The organism is Phytohabitans sp. LJ34 (genome assembly GCF_052068095.1).
GTDB lineage: Bacteria > Actinomycetota > Actinomycetes > Mycobacteriales > Micromonosporaceae > Phytohabitans.
Window position 1 is genome coordinate 176,216 of sequence record NZ_JBQHDG010000015.1, and the last position, 19,167, is coordinate 195,382.

General features: G+C 69.3%; 15 protein-coding genes. 12 read left to right on the forward strand and 3 right to left on the reverse strand.

What is annotated here, in order from left to right; translation table 11 throughout:
* Positions 1-56 precede the first annotated feature (56 nt).
* Positions 57-1,907: a DNA primase gene (gene dnaG / locus ACTMTJ_RS26230; RefSeq protein ID WP_441220414.1), complete on the forward strand. Its 1,851-nt coding sequence runs from the start codon at positions 57-59 to the stop codon at positions 1,905-1,907.
* Positions 1,908-2,417, forward strand: coding sequence for a hypothetical protein (locus ACTMTJ_RS26235; RefSeq protein WP_441220416.1), 510 nt, complete (start codon positions 1,908-1,910; stop codon positions 2,415-2,417). It begins immediately after the preceding gene.
* 84 nt (positions 2,418-2,501) lie between these two features.
* Here ACTMTJ_RS26235 and ACTMTJ_RS26240 read toward each other — a convergent pair whose 3' ends face one another.
* The 3 genes from ACTMTJ_RS26240 to ACTMTJ_RS26250 all read right to left on the reverse strand — a co-directional run bounded on the left by ACTMTJ_RS26240 (position 2,502) and on the right by ACTMTJ_RS26250 (position 5,061).
* Positions 2,502-2,906, reverse strand: a complete 405-nt coding sequence (locus ACTMTJ_RS26240; RefSeq protein ID WP_441220418.1) for a hypothetical protein — start codon at positions 2,904-2,906, stop codon at positions 2,502-2,504.
* 19 nt (positions 2,907-2,925) lie between these two features.
* Positions 2,926-3,594 (reverse strand): DUF433 domain-containing protein, encoded by a 669-nt coding sequence (locus ACTMTJ_RS26245; protein ID WP_441220420.1) that lies wholly within the window; start codon positions 3,592-3,594, stop codon positions 2,926-2,928.
* A gap of 258 nt (positions 3,595-3,852) precedes the next feature.
* Positions 3,853-5,061, reverse strand: coding sequence for an ROK family protein (locus ACTMTJ_RS26250; protein WP_441220421.1), 1,209 nt, complete (start codon positions 5,059-5,061; stop codon positions 3,853-3,855).
* A 114-nt stretch (positions 5,062-5,175) separates the two neighbouring features.
* On the opposite strand from ACTMTJ_RS26250, the gene ACTMTJ_RS26255 reads away from it, so the two are divergent.
* The 10 genes from ACTMTJ_RS26255 (at position 5,176) to ACTMTJ_RS26300 (ending at position 18,973) form a co-directional block, all read left to right on the forward strand.
* Entirely contained in the window at positions 5,176-6,108 is a 933-nt protein-coding gene (locus ACTMTJ_RS26255) for an ABC transporter ATP-binding protein (RefSeq protein ID WP_441220423.1), read from the forward strand.
* 1 nt (position 6,109) lies between these two features.
* A complete protein-coding gene (locus ACTMTJ_RS26260) occupies positions 6,110-6,859 on the forward strand; it encodes an ABC transporter permease (protein ID WP_441220425.1) in 750 nt (249 codons plus the stop codon).
* 2 nt (positions 6,860-6,861) lie between these two features.
* Complete coding sequence (locus ACTMTJ_RS26265; RefSeq protein WP_441220427.1) at positions 6,862-7,671, forward strand: ABC transporter permease; 810 nt, start codon at positions 6,862-6,864, stop codon at positions 7,669-7,671.
* 286 nt (positions 7,672-7,957) lie between these two features.
* Positions 7,958-9,043, forward strand: coding sequence for a sugar phosphate isomerase/epimerase family protein (locus ACTMTJ_RS26270; RefSeq protein WP_441220429.1), 1,086 nt, complete (start codon positions 7,958-7,960; stop codon positions 9,041-9,043).
* Positions 9,044-9,222: 179 nt separating this feature from the next.
* Complete coding sequence (locus tag ACTMTJ_RS26275) at positions 9,223-10,401, forward strand: ROK family protein (RefSeq protein ID WP_441220431.1); 1,179 nt, start codon at positions 9,223-9,225, stop codon at positions 10,399-10,401.
* A complete protein-coding gene (locus tag ACTMTJ_RS26280) occupies positions 10,398-11,945 on the forward strand; it encodes a sugar ABC transporter ATP-binding protein (RefSeq protein ID WP_441220433.1) in 1,548 nt (515 codons plus the stop codon). The genes ACTMTJ_RS26275 and ACTMTJ_RS26280 overlap by 4 nt, the downstream gene beginning before the upstream one ends.
* A complete protein-coding gene (locus tag ACTMTJ_RS26285; protein WP_441220435.1) occupies positions 11,942-13,006 on the forward strand; it encodes an ABC transporter permease in 1,065 nt (354 codons plus the stop codon). The genes ACTMTJ_RS26280 and ACTMTJ_RS26285 overlap by 4 nt, the downstream gene beginning before the upstream one ends.
* A 78-nt stretch (positions 13,007-13,084) precedes the next feature.
* Entirely contained in the window at positions 13,085-14,140 is a 1,056-nt protein-coding gene (locus ACTMTJ_RS26290; protein ID WP_441220437.1) for a substrate-binding domain-containing protein, read from the forward strand.
* Positions 14,141-14,170: 30 nt separating this feature from the next.
* Positions 14,171-15,364 (forward strand): Gfo/Idh/MocA family protein, encoded by a 1,194-nt coding sequence (locus ACTMTJ_RS26295; RefSeq protein WP_441220439.1) that lies wholly within the window; start codon positions 14,171-14,173, stop codon positions 15,362-15,364.
* Positions 15,365-15,688: 324 nt separating this feature from the next.
* On the forward strand, positions 15,689-18,973 hold the full coding sequence (locus ACTMTJ_RS26300) for a ThuA domain-containing protein (RefSeq protein WP_441220441.1): 3,285 nt from the start codon (positions 15,689-15,691) through the stop codon (positions 18,971-18,973).
* Positions 18,974-19,167: the final 194 nt, after the last annotated feature.

The window sequence follows — 19,167 nt, forward strand, 5'->3', positions numbered from 1 at the left end:
CGGGCCCGCGAGGGAGGTGCGGCGGCGGCCGCGACGGGTGAGGCAGGATGTAGGTCATGGCTGGCCGCATCCGGGACGAGGACATCGCGCTGGTTCGCGAGCGCACCGCGATCGCCGACGTCATCTCCGAGCACGTCACGCTGAAGGCGGCCGGCGGCGGCAACCTCAAGGGGCTGTGCCCGTTCCACGACGAGAAGACGGCGTCGTTCACCGTCGCGCCGGGCCGAAACGTGTATTTCTGCCACGGGTGTGGGCAGGGCGGCGACGCGATCAAGTTCCTCATGGACATCGACCACCTCTCGTTCGTCGAGTCGGTCGAGCGGCTGGCCGGCCGGGCCGGCATCCAGCTGCGCTACATCGAGGCCGGCCCGGCGCCGGTGCGGCAGCAGCAGGGGCAGCGGCAGCGCCTCGTCGCCGCGCACGCCGCCGCGGCCGAGTTCTACGCCGAGCAGCTCGGCACCGGGCCCGCGCAGAAGGCCCGCGAGTTCCTCGCCGAGCGCGGCTTCGACCGGGCCACCGCCCAGCAGTACGGCTGCGGCTTCGCGCCGGACGCCTGGGACCACCTCGCCAAGCACCTGCGGCAGAAGGGCTACAACGCGCAGGAGCTGATCACCGCGGGCTTGGTCCGGGAGGCACGCTCGGGCTCGCTCATCGACCGCTTCCGGGGCCGGCTGCTGTGGCCGATCAAAGACCTCACCGGCGACGTGATCGGCTTCGGCGCGCGCAGGCTCTTCGAGAAGGACGACGGCCCGAAGTACCTGAACACCCCCGAGACGCCCATCTACAAGAAGTCGCACGTGCTCTACGGCGTCGACCTGGCCAAGCGTGAGATCGCCAAGCAGGGCCGGGTGGTGATCGTCGAGGGGTACACCGACGTGATGGCCTGCCACCTCGCCGACGTGCCCACGGCGGTGGCGACCTGTGGCACATCGTTCGGCAGCGACCATATCGGCGTGCTGCGGCGCCTGCTGATGGACACCGACGGCTTCACCGGCGAGATCATCTTCACCTTCGACGGCGACGCGGCCGGGCAGAAGGCGGCGCTGCGCGCGTTCGAAGAAGACCAGAAGTTCGTCGGCCGCACGTTCATCGCGATCTCCCCGGACAACATGGACCCCTGCGAGCTGCGGCTGGCCAAGGGCGACCTCGCGGTGCGCGACCTCGTCGCCCGCCGCGAGCCGTTGGTCGACTTCGCGCTGCGGCAGGTCCTCTCCCGCCATGACCTGGACACCGTCGAGGGCCGGGTAGACGCGATGCGCCGGGCCGCGCCGCTGGTCGCCAAAATCAAAGACCGGGAAAAGCGCCCCGAGTACATCCGGAAGCTCGCCGGCGACCTCGGCATGGAGATCGAGCCGGTGCAGCGCGCGGTGTCGGCCGCCTCCGGCCGTGCCGAGCCCGCGACCGGCCGCCCCGCTCCGGTGGAGTCCGTTGTAGACAGTCCGCAGGCGATGGTGGAGCGGGAGTGCCTCAAGCTGGCCCTCCAGATGCCGGCGCTGGCCGGCCCGATGTTCGACGCGCTGGCCGCCGACGTCTACCGCCACCCGGTACACGTGGTGGTCCGTGAAGCCATCACCGCCGCGGGCGGCGCGGCCTCCGCGGTGGCCGGCGCCGTCTGGATCGAGGGGGTACGCGACGCCTGCGGCGACCTGGCCGCCAAGGCCCTGGTCGGCGAGCTCGCGGTGGAGCCGCTACGCCTCGACACCGAGCCCGACCCCCGCTACGTCTCGGTGGCGTTGGCCCGCCTCCAGCTCGGCTCGGTGGCCGCCCGCATCCGCGAGCTGAAGTCGAAGGTGCAGCGCGTCAACCCGGTGACCAACAAGGACGAGTACCTGGCGCTCGCCGGGGAACTCTTCTCGCTGGAGCAGCACGCCCGCGCGCTCCGCGAGCAGGCGGTCGGGGGTCTGTAGGTGGCACTCTTCAGGCGCAAGCCGAAGCTGCCGGCCGGCCAGCGCCCGGCCCTGGAGCAGGACGAGCGCGTCCTCGCCTGGGCCCCGGCGAGCGGCGACGGCGTGGTGGTGGCGACAAACCGCGGCCTCTGGCTCCCCGGCCTCCACCGCCTCGGCTGGCACGAAATCCACAAGGCCGTCTGGTCCGGCCGCGAGCTGGTGGTCACTCCGGCCTCGGTCGTCGACGAACGCGAGGGCTACACCGTGGTCGCCGACCAGCCCATCCTCTCCACGCTCCTGCTGGAGCCCGGCGACCTGCCCGACCAGGTCCGCACCCGGGTGACCCGCTCGGTCGCGTACACCGAGCACCACCCACTGCCCGAGGGCGGCGGCGTCCGCGTGGTGGCCCGCCGGGTCAGCGGCGTAGACGGCCTGACCTGGACCGTCCGCTACGACCCCGGCACCGCCCCCGACGAGGCGACGGTAGACGACCTGGTAGCCGCCGCCAGCGCCGCCTCCACCCCGGCCTGACCCTTGGGGCCCAACCCGACTGAAAGATCATCAGCGGGCCGGGCCTCGGTAGCAGTCACTTGGCACCCACCCGAGCGCACCGCGCTACTTCCGGCGTTGGCGGCGCTTGCGGGCACGCTCTGTGATCCGAGTCTGGTAGTCAACAACGCCCGAATGCGTCAGCCAGTAGACGTCCGGGCGGCGCGCCACGGCCAGTGCGCCGATGTCGGCCAGGTTGAAGGTAAGTAGGTCGAGGATCTGCTGCCTGGTCGCCTCACCCGGTAGCAAGAACAGGTGCACCTTTGCGTCGAGGTAGGCCTTGAGCTCGCGCTCGCGGACGAGGATGTGCTGATCCCGCCCAAAGACGACCCAACCGGCCGCTCCGACGACGGGCAGCCAGTCTTCGTCCTCAAGCCCGTCGTCGAGGCGCGTGCGGCCGAAGACAGAAGATGGTGTGTGGACGACGTAGCCGAGATCGCTGACGAACCGCCGTACCGTGCGGCCAGCCATGTTCTCGTCGATGTAGAACTCAGGCGGCGCGGCCCAGGAGGATGCGGGCGGCGGTGCGGACGTCGTTGATGGAGATCCCGAACTCCTCCGCGACGGTCTCAGCTTCCTCACCCGCCTTCAACATGCCGGCGACGTCTGCCACGCGGGCGCCGGTGCCGGCGAAGATCGGCTGACCGAACGAGCGGCGTATGTCAACGGCAACCTTCGATGGCTGCCAGTGGCGAAGTACTAGGTTGATCGGGAATCCGTCGTTGTCCCAGGCCACGTACTGGAGATAGTCCTGAACTATCTCCTTGAAGACGTGTTGCCCGGTGTCCCCGGCGATCAGGCCTTGACCGGCCCTGCTCTTCGAGAAATCCCAGAGCACATCGATGCCGTCCGTGGCCAGCTCAGGCGCCACGAGGACATAATCCCGACCGAACTCTTGCCGGAGCTTCTCCAGGGCGGGGCGGATCTTCTGCGTCCGAACACCTGCGTCGCGCAGGCCTTCGAGAACGTGGCCCTCGGCGAGCGCGATGAAGGTCACCGGCAGGGGTGTCGCATCTTGGTTTAGGACATGCAGCAAGGGCTTGCCCCGCACGTAGCCGCGCGCCCACCTGTGGAAGGTCTGCTGTGGCACGCGGAGGTACCTGCCGGCCTGCGCGAGGTTCAGTAGACCGTCAGTGAAGCGGGCATCGGTCGTTGGCACGCAAATCGCCCCCTCCTGTACTGCGCCACACGCTACCCGCTGCGGCATTGCCCGCCCGGGATTCAATTCAATACATTTCACAACGGTTCAAGGTCAAGTTGGTGGCCGGGCTGCGCCTCGGCTGGCATCACAAAAGTGCTGAGCTGCCGACATGCTCGCCCTGCCCGTCGTACGCCATCGACCGCGATTGCCACCGCATCGGTGCTTCGACAAGTACTCCCGCCCGCATGAGCGGGCCGGCGTACACCATCTCTGCGCTCAGGCGGGGCGGAGGGCGGGGCTGCCTTGGTCGTGGCAGATGTGGTCGCTGATCATGCGAGCCGCGCCGACCAGGCCGGCCTCGTCGCCCATCTCGGATAGGGCGATCGGCATGTCGCCGGTGGCCAGGGGTAGCGACGAGCGGTAGACGACCGAGCGGATCTCGGCGAGCAGCGCGTGGCCGATGCCCGCGACGCCGCCGCCGATCACGATCAGGCCGGGGTTGAAGAAGCTGACCAGGCCGGCCAGGACCTGGCCCACGCGGCGTGCGCCGTCGCGGACCATGCCCATCGCGAACGGGTCGCCGTCGGCGGCGGCCACCGAGACGTCGATCGGGGTGACCGCGCCGGCTTCGCGGAGGCGGTCGGCCAGATGGGGTGAGCGGCCGGAGCGGGCGGCGGCGAGTGCGTCGCGGGTCAGGGCGGCGCCGCCGAAGAAAGCTTCGAGGCAGCCGGTGTTGCCGCACACGCAGACCGGGCCGTGCGGGTCGACGGACGTGTGGCCGATGTCGCCGGCGCTGCCGGTCGCGCCGCGGTAGACCTCGCCGGCCGCGACGATGCCGCAGCCGATGCCGGCGCCGATCTTCACGAACAGGAAGTCTTCGAACGAGCGGGCGATCCCGGCGTGCATCTCGCCGAGCGCCATGATGTTGACGTCGTTGTCGACGAGCACCGGGCAGCTCAGCTCGGCGGCCAGCGTCTCGCGCACGGGGAAGCGGTGCCACCCGGGCATGAAGGGCGGCGACACCGGCATGCCCTCGCGGAAGCTCACCGGGCCGGGGATGCCCACGCCGGCGCCGGTGAACCGCTTGGTGCCGGTCTCCACGCGCAGCTTGTTGACCATCTCCAGCGCCTGACTGATCACGGCGGTCGGGCCCTTGCGCAGGTCGGTGCGCTCGGTGACCCGGCCGAGGACGCGCATCTCGCCGTCGGTCACCGCGAGGTCGAGTGTGGTGGCGCCGATGTCGATGCCGAGGAAGCGGGTGGCCGCGGCGATCCGTACGACCGACGAACGGCGGCCGCCCCGAGAGGCGGCCGGCCCGGCGGTGTCGACGAGACCGCGGTCGATGAGGCGGTCGATCTCCACGGCCAGCTTGGACCGGGACAGTCCGACCGCGTCGACGAGCTCGGCGCGGGAGCGGGGCCCGCCGTCGCGCAGGAGGCGGAGTACCGCCGCCTGGTGCCGATTGTCGGGCCACACTCCAACCATTCGGCCAAGATAGCGCAAAGTTTGGTCGCTCCCGAGAGAACTTTCTCCCGAGGCGTCAAAAGTCCTCAAAAAGTGGTTGGGGACGTGTCGGAGGGCGGGGTTAGGGTGCCCGTCGTGACTGCACTCCAACCACTCATCCAAGCGCGGGGGCTGGTGAAGCGGTTCGGCGACTTCACGGCCGTCGATGGCATCGACGTCGACGTGCGGCCGGGCGAGGCGTTCGGTTTCCTGGGTCCCAACGGCGCGGGCAAGAGCTCGACGATGCGCATGATCGGCTGCGTCTCGCCGCCCACCGGCGGCACGCTGCGCATCCTCGGCAAGGATCCGACCCGCGACGGGCCGGCCATCCGCGCGCGGCTCGGCGTCTGTCCCCAGCTGGACAACCTCGACCCCGAGCTGACGGTCCAGGAAAACCTCACGACCTACGCCCGCTACTTCGGCATACCGCGCCGGGTCGCCCGCGAGCGGGCCGCCGAGCTGCTCGACTTCGTGCAGCTTGCCGAGCGGGCCGGCAGCAAGGTCGAGCCGCTGTCCGGCGGCATGAAGCGGCGGCTCACGATCGCCCGCGCGCTGGTCAACGAGCCCGACATCGTGCTGCTCGACGAGCCCACCACCGGCCTCGACCCGCAGGCCCGCCACCTTGTGTGGGAGCGCCTGTTCCGGCTCAAGCGGCAGGGCGTGACGCTGGTGCTGACCACCCATTACATGGACGAGGCCGAGCAGCTGTGCGACCGGCTCGTGGTGATGGACGGCGGCCGCATCGTCGCCGAGGGCTCACCCCGCGAGCTGATCGAGCGCCACTCCACGCGCGAGGTGGTCGAGCTCCGTTTCGTCGCCGACTCGCAGGACGACTTCGCCGGCAAGCTGACCGGGCTCGGCGAGCGGATCGAGGTGCTGCCCGACCGCATCCTGCTGTACGTGGGCGACGGCGACACCGCGGTCGCCGACGTGCACGGCCGCGGGCTGACCCCGGCGAGCGTGCTGGTGCGCCGCAGCTCCCTGGAGGACGTCTTCCTCCACCTGACCGGCCGTACGCTGGTGGACTGACATGCTCGCCGTGTTCGAGTACCACCTGACGACGTACAAGCGGGTGTGGCGGGGCAGCGCGCTCTCCACGTTCGTGCTGCCGCTGCTCACCGTGCTCGGCTTCGGCCTCGGCGTGGGGGAGTACATCGACGGTGGCGTGGACGGCGTGCGCTACCTCGACTGGATCGTGCCCGGCCTGATCGCCTCGACCGTCATGCAGGTGGCCATCTTCGAGTCGACCTGGCCGGTGCTGAGCAGCTTCAACTGGGTTCGTTCGTACGAGGGGCAGGCCGCCACGCCCGTGCGCCTCGACGGCATTCTCGGCGGAAACCTGCTCTACGTGCTCTTCCGCGCGCTGACCGGCGCGGTCGCGTTCCTGGTGGTGGCGGCGGTGTTCGGTGCGCTGCACTCGTGGTGGGCGCTGGCCGTGCTGCCGATCTCGCTGCTGCTGGCGCTGGCGTTCGCGGCCCCCGCGTTCGCCTACAGCTCCTCGGTACCCAGCGACAGTTACCTCGCGCTGCTGTTCCGGTTCGCGGTGATCCCGATGTCGCTGTTCGCCGGCGTGTTCTTCCCGGTCGAGTCGCTGCCGGTGGGGCTGCGCTGGCTGGCGTACGCGTCGCCGCTGTGGCACGGCGTCGACCTGTCCCGCGCCGCCACGCTCGGCGGGCCGGCCGAGTGGTCGGTTACCGGGCACGTGCTCTATCTGGCCCTCTGGGCGGGCGGCGGCTACGCGATCGCCCGCGTCCGGTTCAAGAAGCGGTTGGTGGTCTGACGATGGTCACGCTGGTGCTGCCCCGGCTGGTCAGCTTCGAGGGCGCCGGCCGCCGCTCGGCCTCGGTCGCCGAGCGCAATGTCGCCGCGCTCAAGTCGGCGTACTGGATCGTGATGATCTCCGGCTTCTTCGAGCCGCTGCTGTATCTGCTGTCGATCGGCGTCGGCGTGGGCGGCCTGGTCGGCGACCTCACGCTGCCGAGCGGCCAGGTGGTCGAGTACGCGGCGTTCGTCGCGCCCGCGATGCTCGCCTCCGCCGCCATGTCCGGTGCGCTGTCGGAGACCACGTTCAACTTCTTCGGAAAGATGAAGTACATGAAGCTGTACGACGGGGTGCTCGCCACTCCCGTGCAGCCCTTCGAGATCGCGCTCGGTGAGCTCGGCTGGGCCATGGTGCGTGGCTCGCTCTACTCGGCCGCGTTCCTCGTCGTCATGTTCGCGCTCGACCTCACCACGGGCCTGCGGGCGTTGGCCGCGTTTCCGGCGGCGGTGCTCGTCGGGTTCGCGTTCGGAGCGCTGGGCATGGTGCTTTCCACGTTCATGCGCGGTTGGCAGGATTTCGACATTGTCGGTTCGGCGCAGTTCGCCCTGTTCCTCTTCTCCGGCACTTTTGTCCCGGCCGAGTCGTATCCGTCCGTGCTGCGGTGGGTGATCGAGGTGACCCCGCTCTACCGCGCGGTCGACCTGCTGCGCGGCATCACGACCGGCACGCTCGGCGCGACCGGTTGGCTCGATGTGGCGTACCTGCTGGCGGTGATGGTCGCCGGCCTCGCCATCGCTTCGCGCAGGATGGCCGCCTTGTTGTGCAAGTGAGTGGGTTGAGAGCGCTTTCTCAAACGCTAGCGCTATCTTTCGTCCGTCCGATCAAAAGTTTGTTGCTTTGGGGACTATCTTTCGGCGACAACGCGGGCTAGCGTCTGCTCTCAGGCGTAACACGTGAGACACAAACGGTTCTGAGTCCCCCTATTCATGCAGGTCCGGCGCGTCGGCGGCGCTTGGGCTGGGTCGTCCGCACCCGCTCTCCGTTCACACGTCCTAAACACCTCTGCTCTCGTCGTCGACGGCGGTCCCGGCCGCCGAAGAAAGGTGGAGAAGGCATATGACCGAGCCACAGTCCAAGAAAGCGCTGACCCGCCGGCGCCTGCTCCAGGCCTCGGCCGGCACCGCCGCGGCGATCGGCGCCGTCGGCCTTCCGGTGCTACAGACCAACACGCCGGCACTCGGCGACAAGAAGCTCACGGTGGAGCCGCTGATCCCGAGCCAGAACCGCGGCATCATCCTGTACAGCGTCCGCGACCGCATCGGCGCCGCGCCCGACGACAGTGGGATTCCGTACGGCTTCGAGCGGGTCCTCGCCCGGCTCGCCGAGATCGGATACAAGGAGATCGAGTTCGCCGGGTACAACCAGCACACCTCGATCCTGGGCCGGCAGATCACGCCCGCCGAGATCCGCAAGATCCTCGACGACAACGGCCTGGTCGCCAACGGCACGCACACCCAGATCCGCGCCGACACGTTCCAGGCGCAGCTGGACATCGCCGAGACGCTCGGCATGAAGCACATCGGCACCGGCTCCGACCCGACCAACAGCGCCTACCAGTCCGACTGGGACGCGGCCGCCGACACGTGGAACGAGCTCGGCCGGCAGGCCAAGGAGCGGGGCATCAAGCTCTACACGCACAACCACGACGCGGCGTACAGCTTCCTGCTCGACGCCGGCCCGCTGGACGCCAACGGCCGGCCCACGCGCTCCTCCGGCGTGCGGCGCCTGGAGTACTTCTTCGCCAAGACCGACCCGAAGTACGTCTTCTTCGAGATGGACATCTTCTGGGCGCACGTGGCGAAGTTCAAGCACAAGACGTACACGAACTCGGCCGGCCAGGTGAAGACGGACATCTTCGACCCGATCCTGACCGTGGCGCGGCGGACCAAGCGTTTCCCGCTCTTCCACGCCAAGGACGGCGACAAGGCGCCCGAGGTCCCCAACGGCTACAACATGGTGCCGTTCGGCGAGGGTGACATCCAGTTCCAGCAGTTCTTCGAGGTGATCGGGGAGCAGGAGTACCACCACGCCAACTGGGAGCAGGACACCGCGCCCGGCGGCACGGCCAACCCCGGTCAGTCCATGGCGTTCGCGGACATCAGCTACAAGAACATGTCCGAGTTGACCATCTACAGGCAGTAATGGGCGTCGCCGGGACGTCCCACGGGGCGTCCCGGTAACAAAAAACTTCTGCTGATTTTGAAAAAAGTTGTGTCACAGAACGAGTAAAGGTCTGGACATTGGGAGCGGAAGGCTCCTAGTGTGTCGGACACAACACCCCGACGTTGCATCGATGTGAACCCCTTGCGAGGGAGGGCTCCGTGCGTACGGCCGAACCTCTGCACCTGCGGCTTCTTCGCCTGTTGCGCGACCACGGCACGATCTCCCGCGCCGAGCTCGCCGACCGGCTGGAGATCCCGCGCCCGCGGCTGCTGGGCGAGCTCGACCGGCTGGTCACGCTCGGCTACGTGGCCGAGGCCGGCATGGCGGCTTCCCGCGGCGGCCGGCGCTCCACGCTGGTAGAGCTCAACCCTCGGCTGCGCTTCGCCGCGGTCGACCTGGGCGCGAGCTCGGTCGACGTCGAGGTGACCAACGGCCGGCTGGAGCCGGTCGCGGCATACACCGAGAGCGCCGACATCCGCTCCGGCCCCAAGGTGATCCTCCAGCGGGTCAACGAGCTGCTCGCCAAGGCCAAAGTGGACGGTGCGTACGAGAAGCTGGACGCGGTCGGCATCGGCGTGCCCGGTCCGGTGAGCTTCCGCGACGGCGTGCCGGTATCCCCGCCGATCATGCCGGGGTGGGACCGCTTTCCGGTGCGCGAGCTGCTCACCCGCGAGCACGGCTGCCCCGCCGTGGTGGACAACGACGTCAACATCATGGCGGTCGGCGAGCGGCACGGCGGTGTGGCCCACTCGGTCGACGACTTCCTGTTCGTGAAGATCGGCACCGGCATCGGCTGCGGCATCTACCTCAGCGGCGACGTCTACCGGGGCACCGACGGCTGCGCCGGCGACATCGGACACATCCAGGTCGACTCGCACGGTCCGATGTGCAGCTGTGGCAACGTCGGCTGCCTCGAGGCGCTCTTCAGCGGCGCGGCGCTCGCCAAGGACGCCACGCTCGCCGCGCGCAACGGCACTTCGCCCGCACTCGCCGAGCGTTTCGCCGCCAACGGCGCGGTGACCGCGCGCGACGTCGCCGAGGCCGCCAGCGAGGGCGACGTCACCTGTATCCGCCTCATCCGCGACGGGGGGAGGCGGGTCGGGGGCGTACTGGCCGGGCTGGTGAGCTTCGCCAACCCGTCGATGATCGTGATCGGCGGCGGCCTCGCCCACCTCGGGCACATCCTCCTCGCCGAGATTCGCAGCGTCGTCTACCGCCGCTCGCTGCCGCTGGCGACCGGCAACCTTCCCGTGGTCCTCTCCGAACTGGGACCCAGGGCAGGCGTCACCGGCGCCGCCGTCCTCGGTTCCGACGTGGCCTTCGAGCAGGCGTCATGACCGAGCCCACGACCCCTGAGGAGGCCGAGGTCGTCCTCCGCCTCACCGACGTCGTCAAGACGTTCCCGGGCGTGCGCGCGCTCGACGGCGTGCAGCTTGAGGTGCGCGCCGGCGAGGTGCACTGCCTGCTCGGGCAGAACGGCGCCGGCAAGTCGACCCTCATCAAGGTGCTCGCCGGCGTCCACCGCCCGGACGAGGGCCAGATCGAGTGGCTCGGCCAGGACTTCGCGCCGGCCAACCCGCAGGCCGCGATGAAGGCCGGCATCGCCACCATCTACCAGGAGCTCGACCTCGTCGAAGACCTCTCGGTCGGTGAAAACACCTTCCTCGGCCACGAGCCGAAGGTCCTCGGGTTCGTGCGGCGCGGTTACATGGCCCGCCACACCCGCGAGATCCTCGGCAAGCTCGGGCACGCCGAGATCCCGCCGCGCCGCCTGGTCCGCTCGCTGCCCGCGGCCGGCAAGCAGGTGGTCAGCATGGCGCGGGCGCTGTCGCACGACGCCCGCCTGATCATCATGGACGAGCCGAGCGCGGTGCTCGCGCACGACGAGGTGGCCAACCTCTTCCGGATCATCCGCGGCCTGACCGCGCAGGGCATCGCGGTCATCTACATCTCGCACCGCCTGGAGGAGATCCGCGAGATCGGCGACCGCGTGACGGTGCTCAAGGACGGCCGCACCACCGCGGCCAACCTGCCGGCCCGCACCACGCCGACCCGCGACCTGGTCAGCCGGATGACCGGCCGCACCATCGAGTACGTCTTCCCGGAGCCCGCGCCCGAGGTCACCGGCGCCGAGGAGCTGCTCAGGGTCGAGGGCCTGACCCGCACCAACGAGTTCGCCGACATCTCGCTGAGTGTCCACAGTGGTGAGATCGTGGGCATCGCGGGCCTGGTCGGTTCCGGCCGCTCGGAGCTGCTGGAGACCATCTTCGGCGCCCGGCGCGCCGAGGCCGGCTCGGTGCGGATGGGCGGCAAGGTGCTGCGGCCCGGCAATGTCGGCGCGGCGGTCCGCGCGGGTCTCGGCATGGCTCCCGAAGAGCGCAAGAGCCAGGCGCTGCTGCTCGGCGAGCCGATCTATCGAAACGTCACGCTCTCCACCTTCAGCGAGTACGCCCGGGTCGGTTTCACCAACGTCGGGCGGGAAGTGGCCGAGGCCAACCGGATCGCGGAGCGGCTCGACCTGCGTCCGCGCGAGGTGCGCCGGGCCGTCCGCACGCTCTCCGGTGGCAACCAGCAGAAGGTGGTCGTGGGCCGCTGGCTGCTCGGCGACACGAAGCTGCTCCTGCTCGACGAGCCCACGCGGGGCGTCGACGTGGGCGCCCGGGCCGAGCTCTACAAGGTGATCCGCGACCTCGCCGCCCAGGGGGTGGGTGTCCTCCTGGTCTCCAGCGAGGTGCCCGAGGTGCTGGGCCTGTCGGACCGCGTGCTTGTCATGCGGGAAGGCCGCGTGATCCGCGAGGCACCGGCCGGCGAGCTCGACGAAGAGACCGTACTTGACCTCGTGATGGCGGGATCGTTGCAAGTTGAGGAGGTCACCATATGACAGCGCAGACCACGGCCGCGCCGGTGAAGGAGCCGGAGAAGCCCGCTGCCGAGGAGCGGCGCTGGTGGCGAGTCGACTCGACGGACGGGCTGTGGCGCAACCTGGCCCTCGTCGGCGTGCTCGCCATCCTGATCATCGCGGGCATCGTCACCAAGCCAGATCTTTACAGTGACGGCACCTGGGTGCGCAACAACATCTTCACGATCCTCGAGCTCGCCTCCGTCATCGGCGTCGTCACCGTCGGCATGACCTTCGTGATCATCGGCGGCGGCATCGACCTCTCGGTCGGCGCGATCATCGCGCTCGCCGGGGTGTGGAGCACCACGCTCGCCACTCAGGAGTACGGCGCCGGCGGCATGATCTTCTGTGCGCTCGCGGTCGGCATCGGGGTCGGCGTCGTCAACGGCATCCTCATCTCGTACGGGCGATTGGTCGCCTTCATCGCCACGCTCGCCATGCTCGTGGCGGCCCGCGGCCTGGCGGCGCAGATCTCCAACAAGCAGACCCAGGTATCGACCAGCACATTCATCAACGACATCGCCGCCAACGACTTCCTCGGCGTGCCGCTGCTGGTCTACATCCTCGCCGCCGTCGTCGCGGCCGGCTGGGTGTTGCTCAACCGCACAACCTTCGGACGGCGTACCGTCGCGGTCGGCGGCAACCCCGAGGCGGCCCGGCTGGCCGGCATCAACGTCAAGCGGCACACCCTGCTGCTGTACGCGCTGTCCGGCCTCTGCTGCGGCATCGCGGCCGTCATGCTCACCTCGCAGGCCAACTCCGCCCAGGCGGCTATGGCCAACCTGTACGAACTCGACGCGATCGCCGCGGCGATCATCGGTGGCACGCTGCTCAGCGGCGGCCGCGGCACGATCATCGGCTCGCTCCTGGGCGTGCTGGTGTTCTCCACCATCACCAACCTGTTCGCCATCAACAACCTCTCCACCGAGGTCCAGAACATGGTCAAGGGCGGCATCATCGTCCTCGCCGTTCTGATCCAGCAGATCCAGTTCAAGTCGCTCACGCAGTTCTTCGCCAAAAACAGCAAGATCACCACCAGTTAGTACCCCAATAAACCCTTGGTGACCGTCCGATACCGGGACGGCCGCCGGATCCCTTGCACACCAATACCGGAGGTCGTCATGAAACACGCGTCCGACCTGACTCGTCGCCGGATGCTGCTCGGTGGGGCCGCGCTCGGCGCGGGAGCCCTGCTCACCGCATGCACCAGCAACGAGCCGGACGAGCCGAGCGGCGGCCCGCAGACGGCCGCCGCCGGCAACAACCAGAACGCCGCGCCCGGCCAGAAGGTGACCATCGGCTTCTCCGCGCCGGCGGCCGACCACGGCTGGATCGCCGCGATCACCAGCAACGCCAAGGCGCAGGCCGGTGCGTACTCGGACGTCGAGTTCAAGACCGTCGAGGCCGGCGCCGACGCGGCGGCCCAGCGGGCGGCGTTGCAGACGCTCGTCGCGCAGAAGCCGAACATCATCGTGCTGCTGCCGCACGACGGCAAGGAGCTCAACGCGTTCGGCCTGGAGGCGATGAAGGCCGGGATCCCGGTGGTCAACCTCGACCGCGCGTTCCCCGACCCGCTCGCCTACCGCCTCCAGATCAAGGGCGACAACTACGGCATGGGCGTCTCCGCGGCGCACTACATCATCGACCAGATGAAGGCGAAGAGCGTCGCCAGCCCGATCATCGGCGAGATCGCCGGCATGGACGAGCTGGAGCTGACCCAGGAGCGGTCGAAGGGCTTCACCGACACGCTGGCCCAGGCCGGTTTCAAGGTGGCCAACCGGCGTGCCGCCCGGTTCACCGCGGACTCCGGCCAGCAGGAGGCCGCCAGCCTGCTCCAGGCGCTGCCCAAGATGGACGCGCTGTGGAACCACGACGACGACCAGGGCATCGGTGTCCTGGCCGCCATCACGCAGGCCAACCGCAAGGAATTCATCATGGTCGGCGGCGCCGGCTCCAAGGCCGCGATCGAGGCGATCCAGGCCGACAGCGGCGTCCTCAAGGCAACCGTCACGTACAGCCCCTCGATGGCATCGTCGGCGATCTCGCTCGCCCGGCTCATCGCCCAGAACAAGGGCATGTCCGACCTGGTCGAGCTACAGGTCCCGAAGGAGATCATCCTCGCCTCCGAGACCATCACCAAGGAGAACGCGAGCAACTACCTCAAGCTCGGGTTCTGACGTAACGGGGGGAGACCCACCTTGTCCACCATGGATAAAGAGCTGCGGGTCGGCATGGTCGGCTACGCGTTCATGGGCGCCGCGCACTCGCAGGCGTGGCGCACCGTGAACCGCGTCTACGACCTACCGGCACGCGCCCGCATGTCCGTCATCTGTGGCCGTGACGAGTCGAAGGTGGCCGAGGCCGCCGAGCGGCTCGGCTGGGAGGCGTATACGACCGACTGGCGTGAGCTCATCACCCGCGACGACGTCGACGTGATCGACGTGTGCACGCCGGGCGACAGCCACGCCGAGATCGCGATCGCAGCGCTCGAGGCGGGCAAGCACGTCCTGTGCGAGAAACCCCTCGCCAACACGGTCGAGGAGGCGCGGGCCATGGTCGCCGCGGCGATCCAGGCCCAGTCGGCCGGCGTCCGGTCCATGTGCGGGTTCAACTACCGCCGGGTGCCGGCCGTGGCCCTCATGCGCCACCTCGTCGAGAGTGGACGGTTGGGCGTGGTTCGGCACGTCCGCGCGGCGTACCTCCAGGACTGGATCGTGGATCCGCAGTTTCCGCTCGTCTGGCGGTTGCAGCGGGACAAGGCGGGCTCCGGCGCGCTGGGCGACATCGGCGCGCACATCATCGACCTGACCCAGTTCGTCACGGGACAGCGGATCACCGGCGTCAGCGGGCTCACCGAGACGTTCATCAAGGAGCGCCCGCTGCCGTCGGCGGCCGCCGGTCTGGCCGCCTCGGCGGACGGCTCGGCGACCGGACTGGTCACAGTGGACGACGCGGCCCTCTTCCTGGCCCGGCTCGACGGCGGGGCGGTGGCCACGTACGAGGCCACCCGCTTCGCCACTGGGCGCAAGAACGCCGTGCGCGTGGAGATCAACGGGTCGCTCGGCTCGGTCGCGTTCGACTTCGAGCGAATGAACGAGCTGGAGTTCTACGACGCCAGCACGTCCAGCACCGAACAAGGCTTCACCAAGATCCTGGTGACCGAGTCCGACCACCCGTACCTGTCGGCCTGGTGGCCGCCGGGGCACATCATCGGGTACGAGCACACGTTCACCCACGAGATGCGCGACTTCCTGGAGGCCGTCGGCAACGGGGCGGACCCCACGCCCTCGTTCGTCGACGCCCTTCAGGTGCAGCTCGTGATGGACGCCGTGACCCGCTCGGCGGAGCAGGGTTCGGCGTGGACAGAGGTGGCGCCGGCGCTCGCCGAAGTCGCCGCCTGACCACACCCACCGTGGGCGCGGTGGCGCGCGCCCACCTTCGACACCTCGGGCCCGCCCGCGAGGGTCCGGACGCGGTTGCGCCCCGCGTCCGGATGGTCGGGCACCGGGGCGGCCGTACGGCGCGGTTGAGCCCAGAATCAGCCGCGCCGTACGACCAGCAAGCTGCGCGCTCGCACGACCTTGGCGGGCATGGCACCGCGCCAGGGGTAGGGAACCCACACCCAGACCCCGGAGGGTTACATGGCTCCATCCGATAGAGCACCCCACGAAAACGTGAGGCTTCGCGGAACGTTTTCGCGGGGGCCCCGCTTTCAGTGGCTGTCCGTGGCCGCTGTTACCGCGCTGTCCATCCCGCTGGTGGCCGCCGTGCCAGCGACCGCCGCACCTCCGCCTTCACCTGAGGTCCTCACGGCGGAGGAAAACGGCCCCGAGGCGCTGCGCTCCGACGCTCGCGCGCCCGAGTCGTACAAGGTGCTCGTCTTCACCAAGACCGACGGCAACCGCCGCGCGTCCATCCAGGACGGTGTACGGGTGATCCGCGCGCTGGGCCAGGAAAACGGGTTCACCGTTAACGTCACCCAGGACGGCGGCGCGTTCACCGCGGACAACCTCGCCAACTACCGCGCGGTGGTCTTCCTCAACACCACCGGCAACGTGCTCAACCCCACGCAGGAGGCCGCGTTCGAGGCCTACTTCCGGGCCGGTGGCGGCTACGTCGGCGTGCACGCCGCGGCCGAGACCGAGCAGGACTGGACGTTCTACCGCAACGTGCTCGGCACCGGCGTCTCCGGCGCCTCGGCGGTGGACAGCGCGACCGTGAAGGTCGCCGACCGGGCGCACCCGTCGACCGAGACGGTGCCGCGCGAGCTGTCGCTGAACGAGGAGTGGTACAACTACACCACCAACGTCCGCGGCACCTCACACGTACTGGCCACTGTGGACGAAAAGAGCTACGCCGGTGGCTCGATGGGCTTCGACCACCCGGTGGCCTGGTGCAAGGACTACCAGGGCGGCCGCTCGTGGTACACCGGGCTTGGCCACTCCATCGAGAGCTACCGCAATGGCAGCTTCAAGAAGCACCTGCTGGGCGGCATCCAGTGGTCCGCCGGCGTGGTCGAGGGCGACTGCGGCGCGACAGTGCTCGCCAACTACGAGAAGGTCACGCTCAACGACGAGCCGGGCGAGCCGATGTCGCTGTCGGTGCTGCCGGACGGCCGCGTGCTGCACAACACCCGCGGCGGCGAGATCCGCCTGTACGACCCGAAGAGCGGCGCCAGCCCGGTCATCACGACCGTCCCGGTCTACACGCACGACGAGGACGGCCTCCAGACGCTGACGATCGACCCCGACTTCGCCAACAACAAGTGGGTCTACGTCTACTACTCGCCCAAGCTCGACACGCCCGTCGACAACCCGGCCACGCCCGGTGTCAACGAGGGCGACGCGCCGGCCACGAGCACCGACCCGACGGTCTGGGACAAGTTCAAGGGGTACAACCAGCTGTCCCGGTTCAAGTTCGTGGAGGAGCCGACGCCGCACCTCGACCTCGCCAGCGAGCAGCAGATCATCCGGGTGAACGTGGACCGCGGCATCTGCTGCCACGTCGCCGGCAAGGTCAAGTTCGACGGCAAGGGCAACCTGTTCCTGATCACCGGTGACGACACCAACGCCGGCGGCTCGGACGGGTACGTGCCGATCAACGAGTCGCCCACCCAGGGCCCCGGCTACGACGCGCAGCGTTCCTCGGCCAACACCAACGACCTGCGTGGCAAGGTGCTCCGGATCAAGGTGAGGGCGAACGGGACGTACACGATCCCGAGCGGCAACCTGTTCCCGGAGACCGAGGACTACGACAACAAGACCCGTCCGGAGATCTTCCTGATGGGCCTGCGCAACCCGTTCCGCTTCGACGTCGACGCGAGCGGCATGGTGTACGTCGGTGACTACTCGCCGGACTCGCGGGTGCCGAGCGCGACGCGTGGCCCGGAGGGCACCGGCCGGTGGTTCGCCACCAAGACGGCGGGCAACTACGGCTGGCCGTACTGCTACTCGCCGAGCCTGCCGTACATCGACTTCGACTTCGTGACCCGCACCTCGGGCCAGCCGTTCAATTGCGGCGCGCCGGTGAACAACTCGCCGCGCAACACCGGCCGCGGCGTGCTGCCGGCGGTGCAGCAGCCGCAGTTCTGGTACACCTACAACGCCCTGACCCCGTGCGCGGGCGCGTACCTGTCCACCCCGCCGACCACGTGTGACTTCAAGTGGCCGGTGATCGGCACCGGCGGCGTCGGCCCGCACGGCGGCCCGATCTACAAGTACGACGCCGAGCTCGACTCGCAGACCAAGCTGCCGGAGTACTACGACAACGCGGTCTTCTTCGGCGAGTTCACCCGGGACAAGATGTTCGTGATGCAGACCGACGGTAAGGGCAACCTGACCGGCGTCGAGCAGTTCCTGCCCGGCTTCGTCTTCGACAACCTGATGGAGATGGAGATCGGTCCGGAGGGCAACATCTACTTCCTGGAGTACGGCGACGGCTTCTTCCGGGCCAACCCGGACGCGCAGCTCGCCATGATTCGGTACGTGAAGGGCACGCGGGCGCCGGTCGCCAAGCTGACCGCCACCCCGACGTCCGGCCAGGCGCCGCTCACGGTGCAGTTCAGCAGCGCGGGCACGCACGACCCGGACCCGGGCGAGTCCATCTCCTACGCCTGGGACTTCACGAGTGACGGCACGGTCGACTCGGCCGACCCCAATCCGTCGTACACGTACACCGCCAACGGGGTCTACACCGCGAAGTTCACGGTGACCGACTCCACCGGCAAGACCGCGGTGCTGACCCGCGAGATCGTGGTGGGCAACACGGCGCCGTCGGTGACGGTGACGTCGCCGGTCTCCGGCACGTTCTTCAACTGGGGCGACACGATCCCGTTCACGGTGTCGGTCACCGACCCCGAAGACGGCACCGTCGACTGCTCCCGGGTCAAGGTCTCCTTCGTGCTCGGCCACGACACGCACGGCCACGAGATGACCTCCACCACCGGGTGCACGGGTACGCTGCCCACCCCGGCCGACGGCGCCGACCACGCGGGCGGCTACCTGTACGGCGGGATCAGCGCCTCGTACACCGACCTGGGCGGCAACGGGCAGCCGGCGCTGACCACGATCGGCCAGGCGGTCATCCAGGTGCACCGGCAGCAGGCCGAGTTCGCCCAGGTCCAGCAGGGCGTGACGCTGGCCAACACGGGCGACACGGGCGGCGGCCAGCACGTGACCGGCGTCGACGCGGGTGACCACATCGCGTTCGACCCGATCAACCTGGGTGGCGTCAGCACGGTCACCTTCCGTTACGCCAGCGGTGCCACCGCTACCGCCGGCACGCCTCGAGCCACGGTCGAGCTCCGGTCGGGTTCGCCTACCGGCCCGGTCGTGGCCACGGCCACGCTCAACGCGACCAGCGGCACCAACTCCTGGGCGAGCCAGAGCCTCCCGGTCAGCTACCCGGCCGGCACGCAGCGGCTCTACCTGGTATTCGGTGCGGTGTCGGGCGGCCCGACCACCGCGCTGGTCAACCTCAACTGGGTGGAGTTCGGCGCGGCAGCGCCGTAACCCAAGACGTGGAGGGCGGGAACGGACGCCGACCGGTCCCGCTCACCACAGCCCCGTCCGCCCTGCCCGCCGGGCCGGGACAGCGTCGTTGCCGCCGACTCCGACGCCGTCGCGGTGGTGCCATCTCGGCAGGCGGGTGGGCGGGGCCCAAAAGCATCGCTACACGTTTCCCCAGACGACCTCTAGCACGCCCG

Excerpts from the sequence above, each read along its gene's own strand:
- dnaG (WP_441220414.1), top strand. The coding sequence starts at position 57 with ATGGCTGGCCGCATCCGGGACGAGGACATCGCGCTGGTTCGCGAGCGC.
- ACTMTJ_RS26240 (WP_441220418.1), bottom strand. The coding sequence starts at position 2,906 with ATGGCTGGCCGCACGGTACGGCGGTTCGTCAGCGATCTCGGCTACGTC.
- ACTMTJ_RS26290 (WP_441220437.1), top strand. The coding sequence starts at position 13,085 with ATGAAACACGCGTCCGACCTGACTCGTCGCCGGATGCTGCTCGGTGGG.
- ACTMTJ_RS26265 (WP_441220427.1), top strand. The coding sequence starts at position 6,862 with ATGGTCACGCTGGTGCTGCCCCGGCTGGTCAGCTTCGAGGGCGCCGGC.
- ACTMTJ_RS26285 (WP_441220435.1), top strand. The coding sequence starts at position 11,942 with ATGACAGCGCAGACCACGGCCGCGCCGGTGAAGGAGCCGGAGAAGCCC.
- ACTMTJ_RS26270 (WP_441220429.1), top strand. The coding sequence starts at position 7,958 with ATGACCGAGCCACAGTCCAAGAAAGCGCTGACCCGCCGGCGCCTGCTC.
- ACTMTJ_RS26250 (WP_441220421.1), bottom strand. The coding sequence starts at position 5,061 with ATGGTTGGAGTGTGGCCCGACAATCGGCACCAGGCGGCGGTACTCCGC.
- ACTMTJ_RS26295 (WP_441220439.1), top strand. The coding sequence starts at position 14,171 with ATGGATAAAGAGCTGCGGGTCGGCATGGTCGGCTACGCGTTCATGGGC.
- ACTMTJ_RS26280 (WP_441220433.1), top strand. The coding sequence starts at position 10,398 with ATGACCGAGCCCACGACCCCTGAGGAGGCCGAGGTCGTCCTCCGCCTC.
- ACTMTJ_RS26260 (WP_441220425.1), top strand. The coding sequence starts at position 6,110 with ATGCTCGCCGTGTTCGAGTACCACCTGACGACGTACAAGCGGGTGTGG.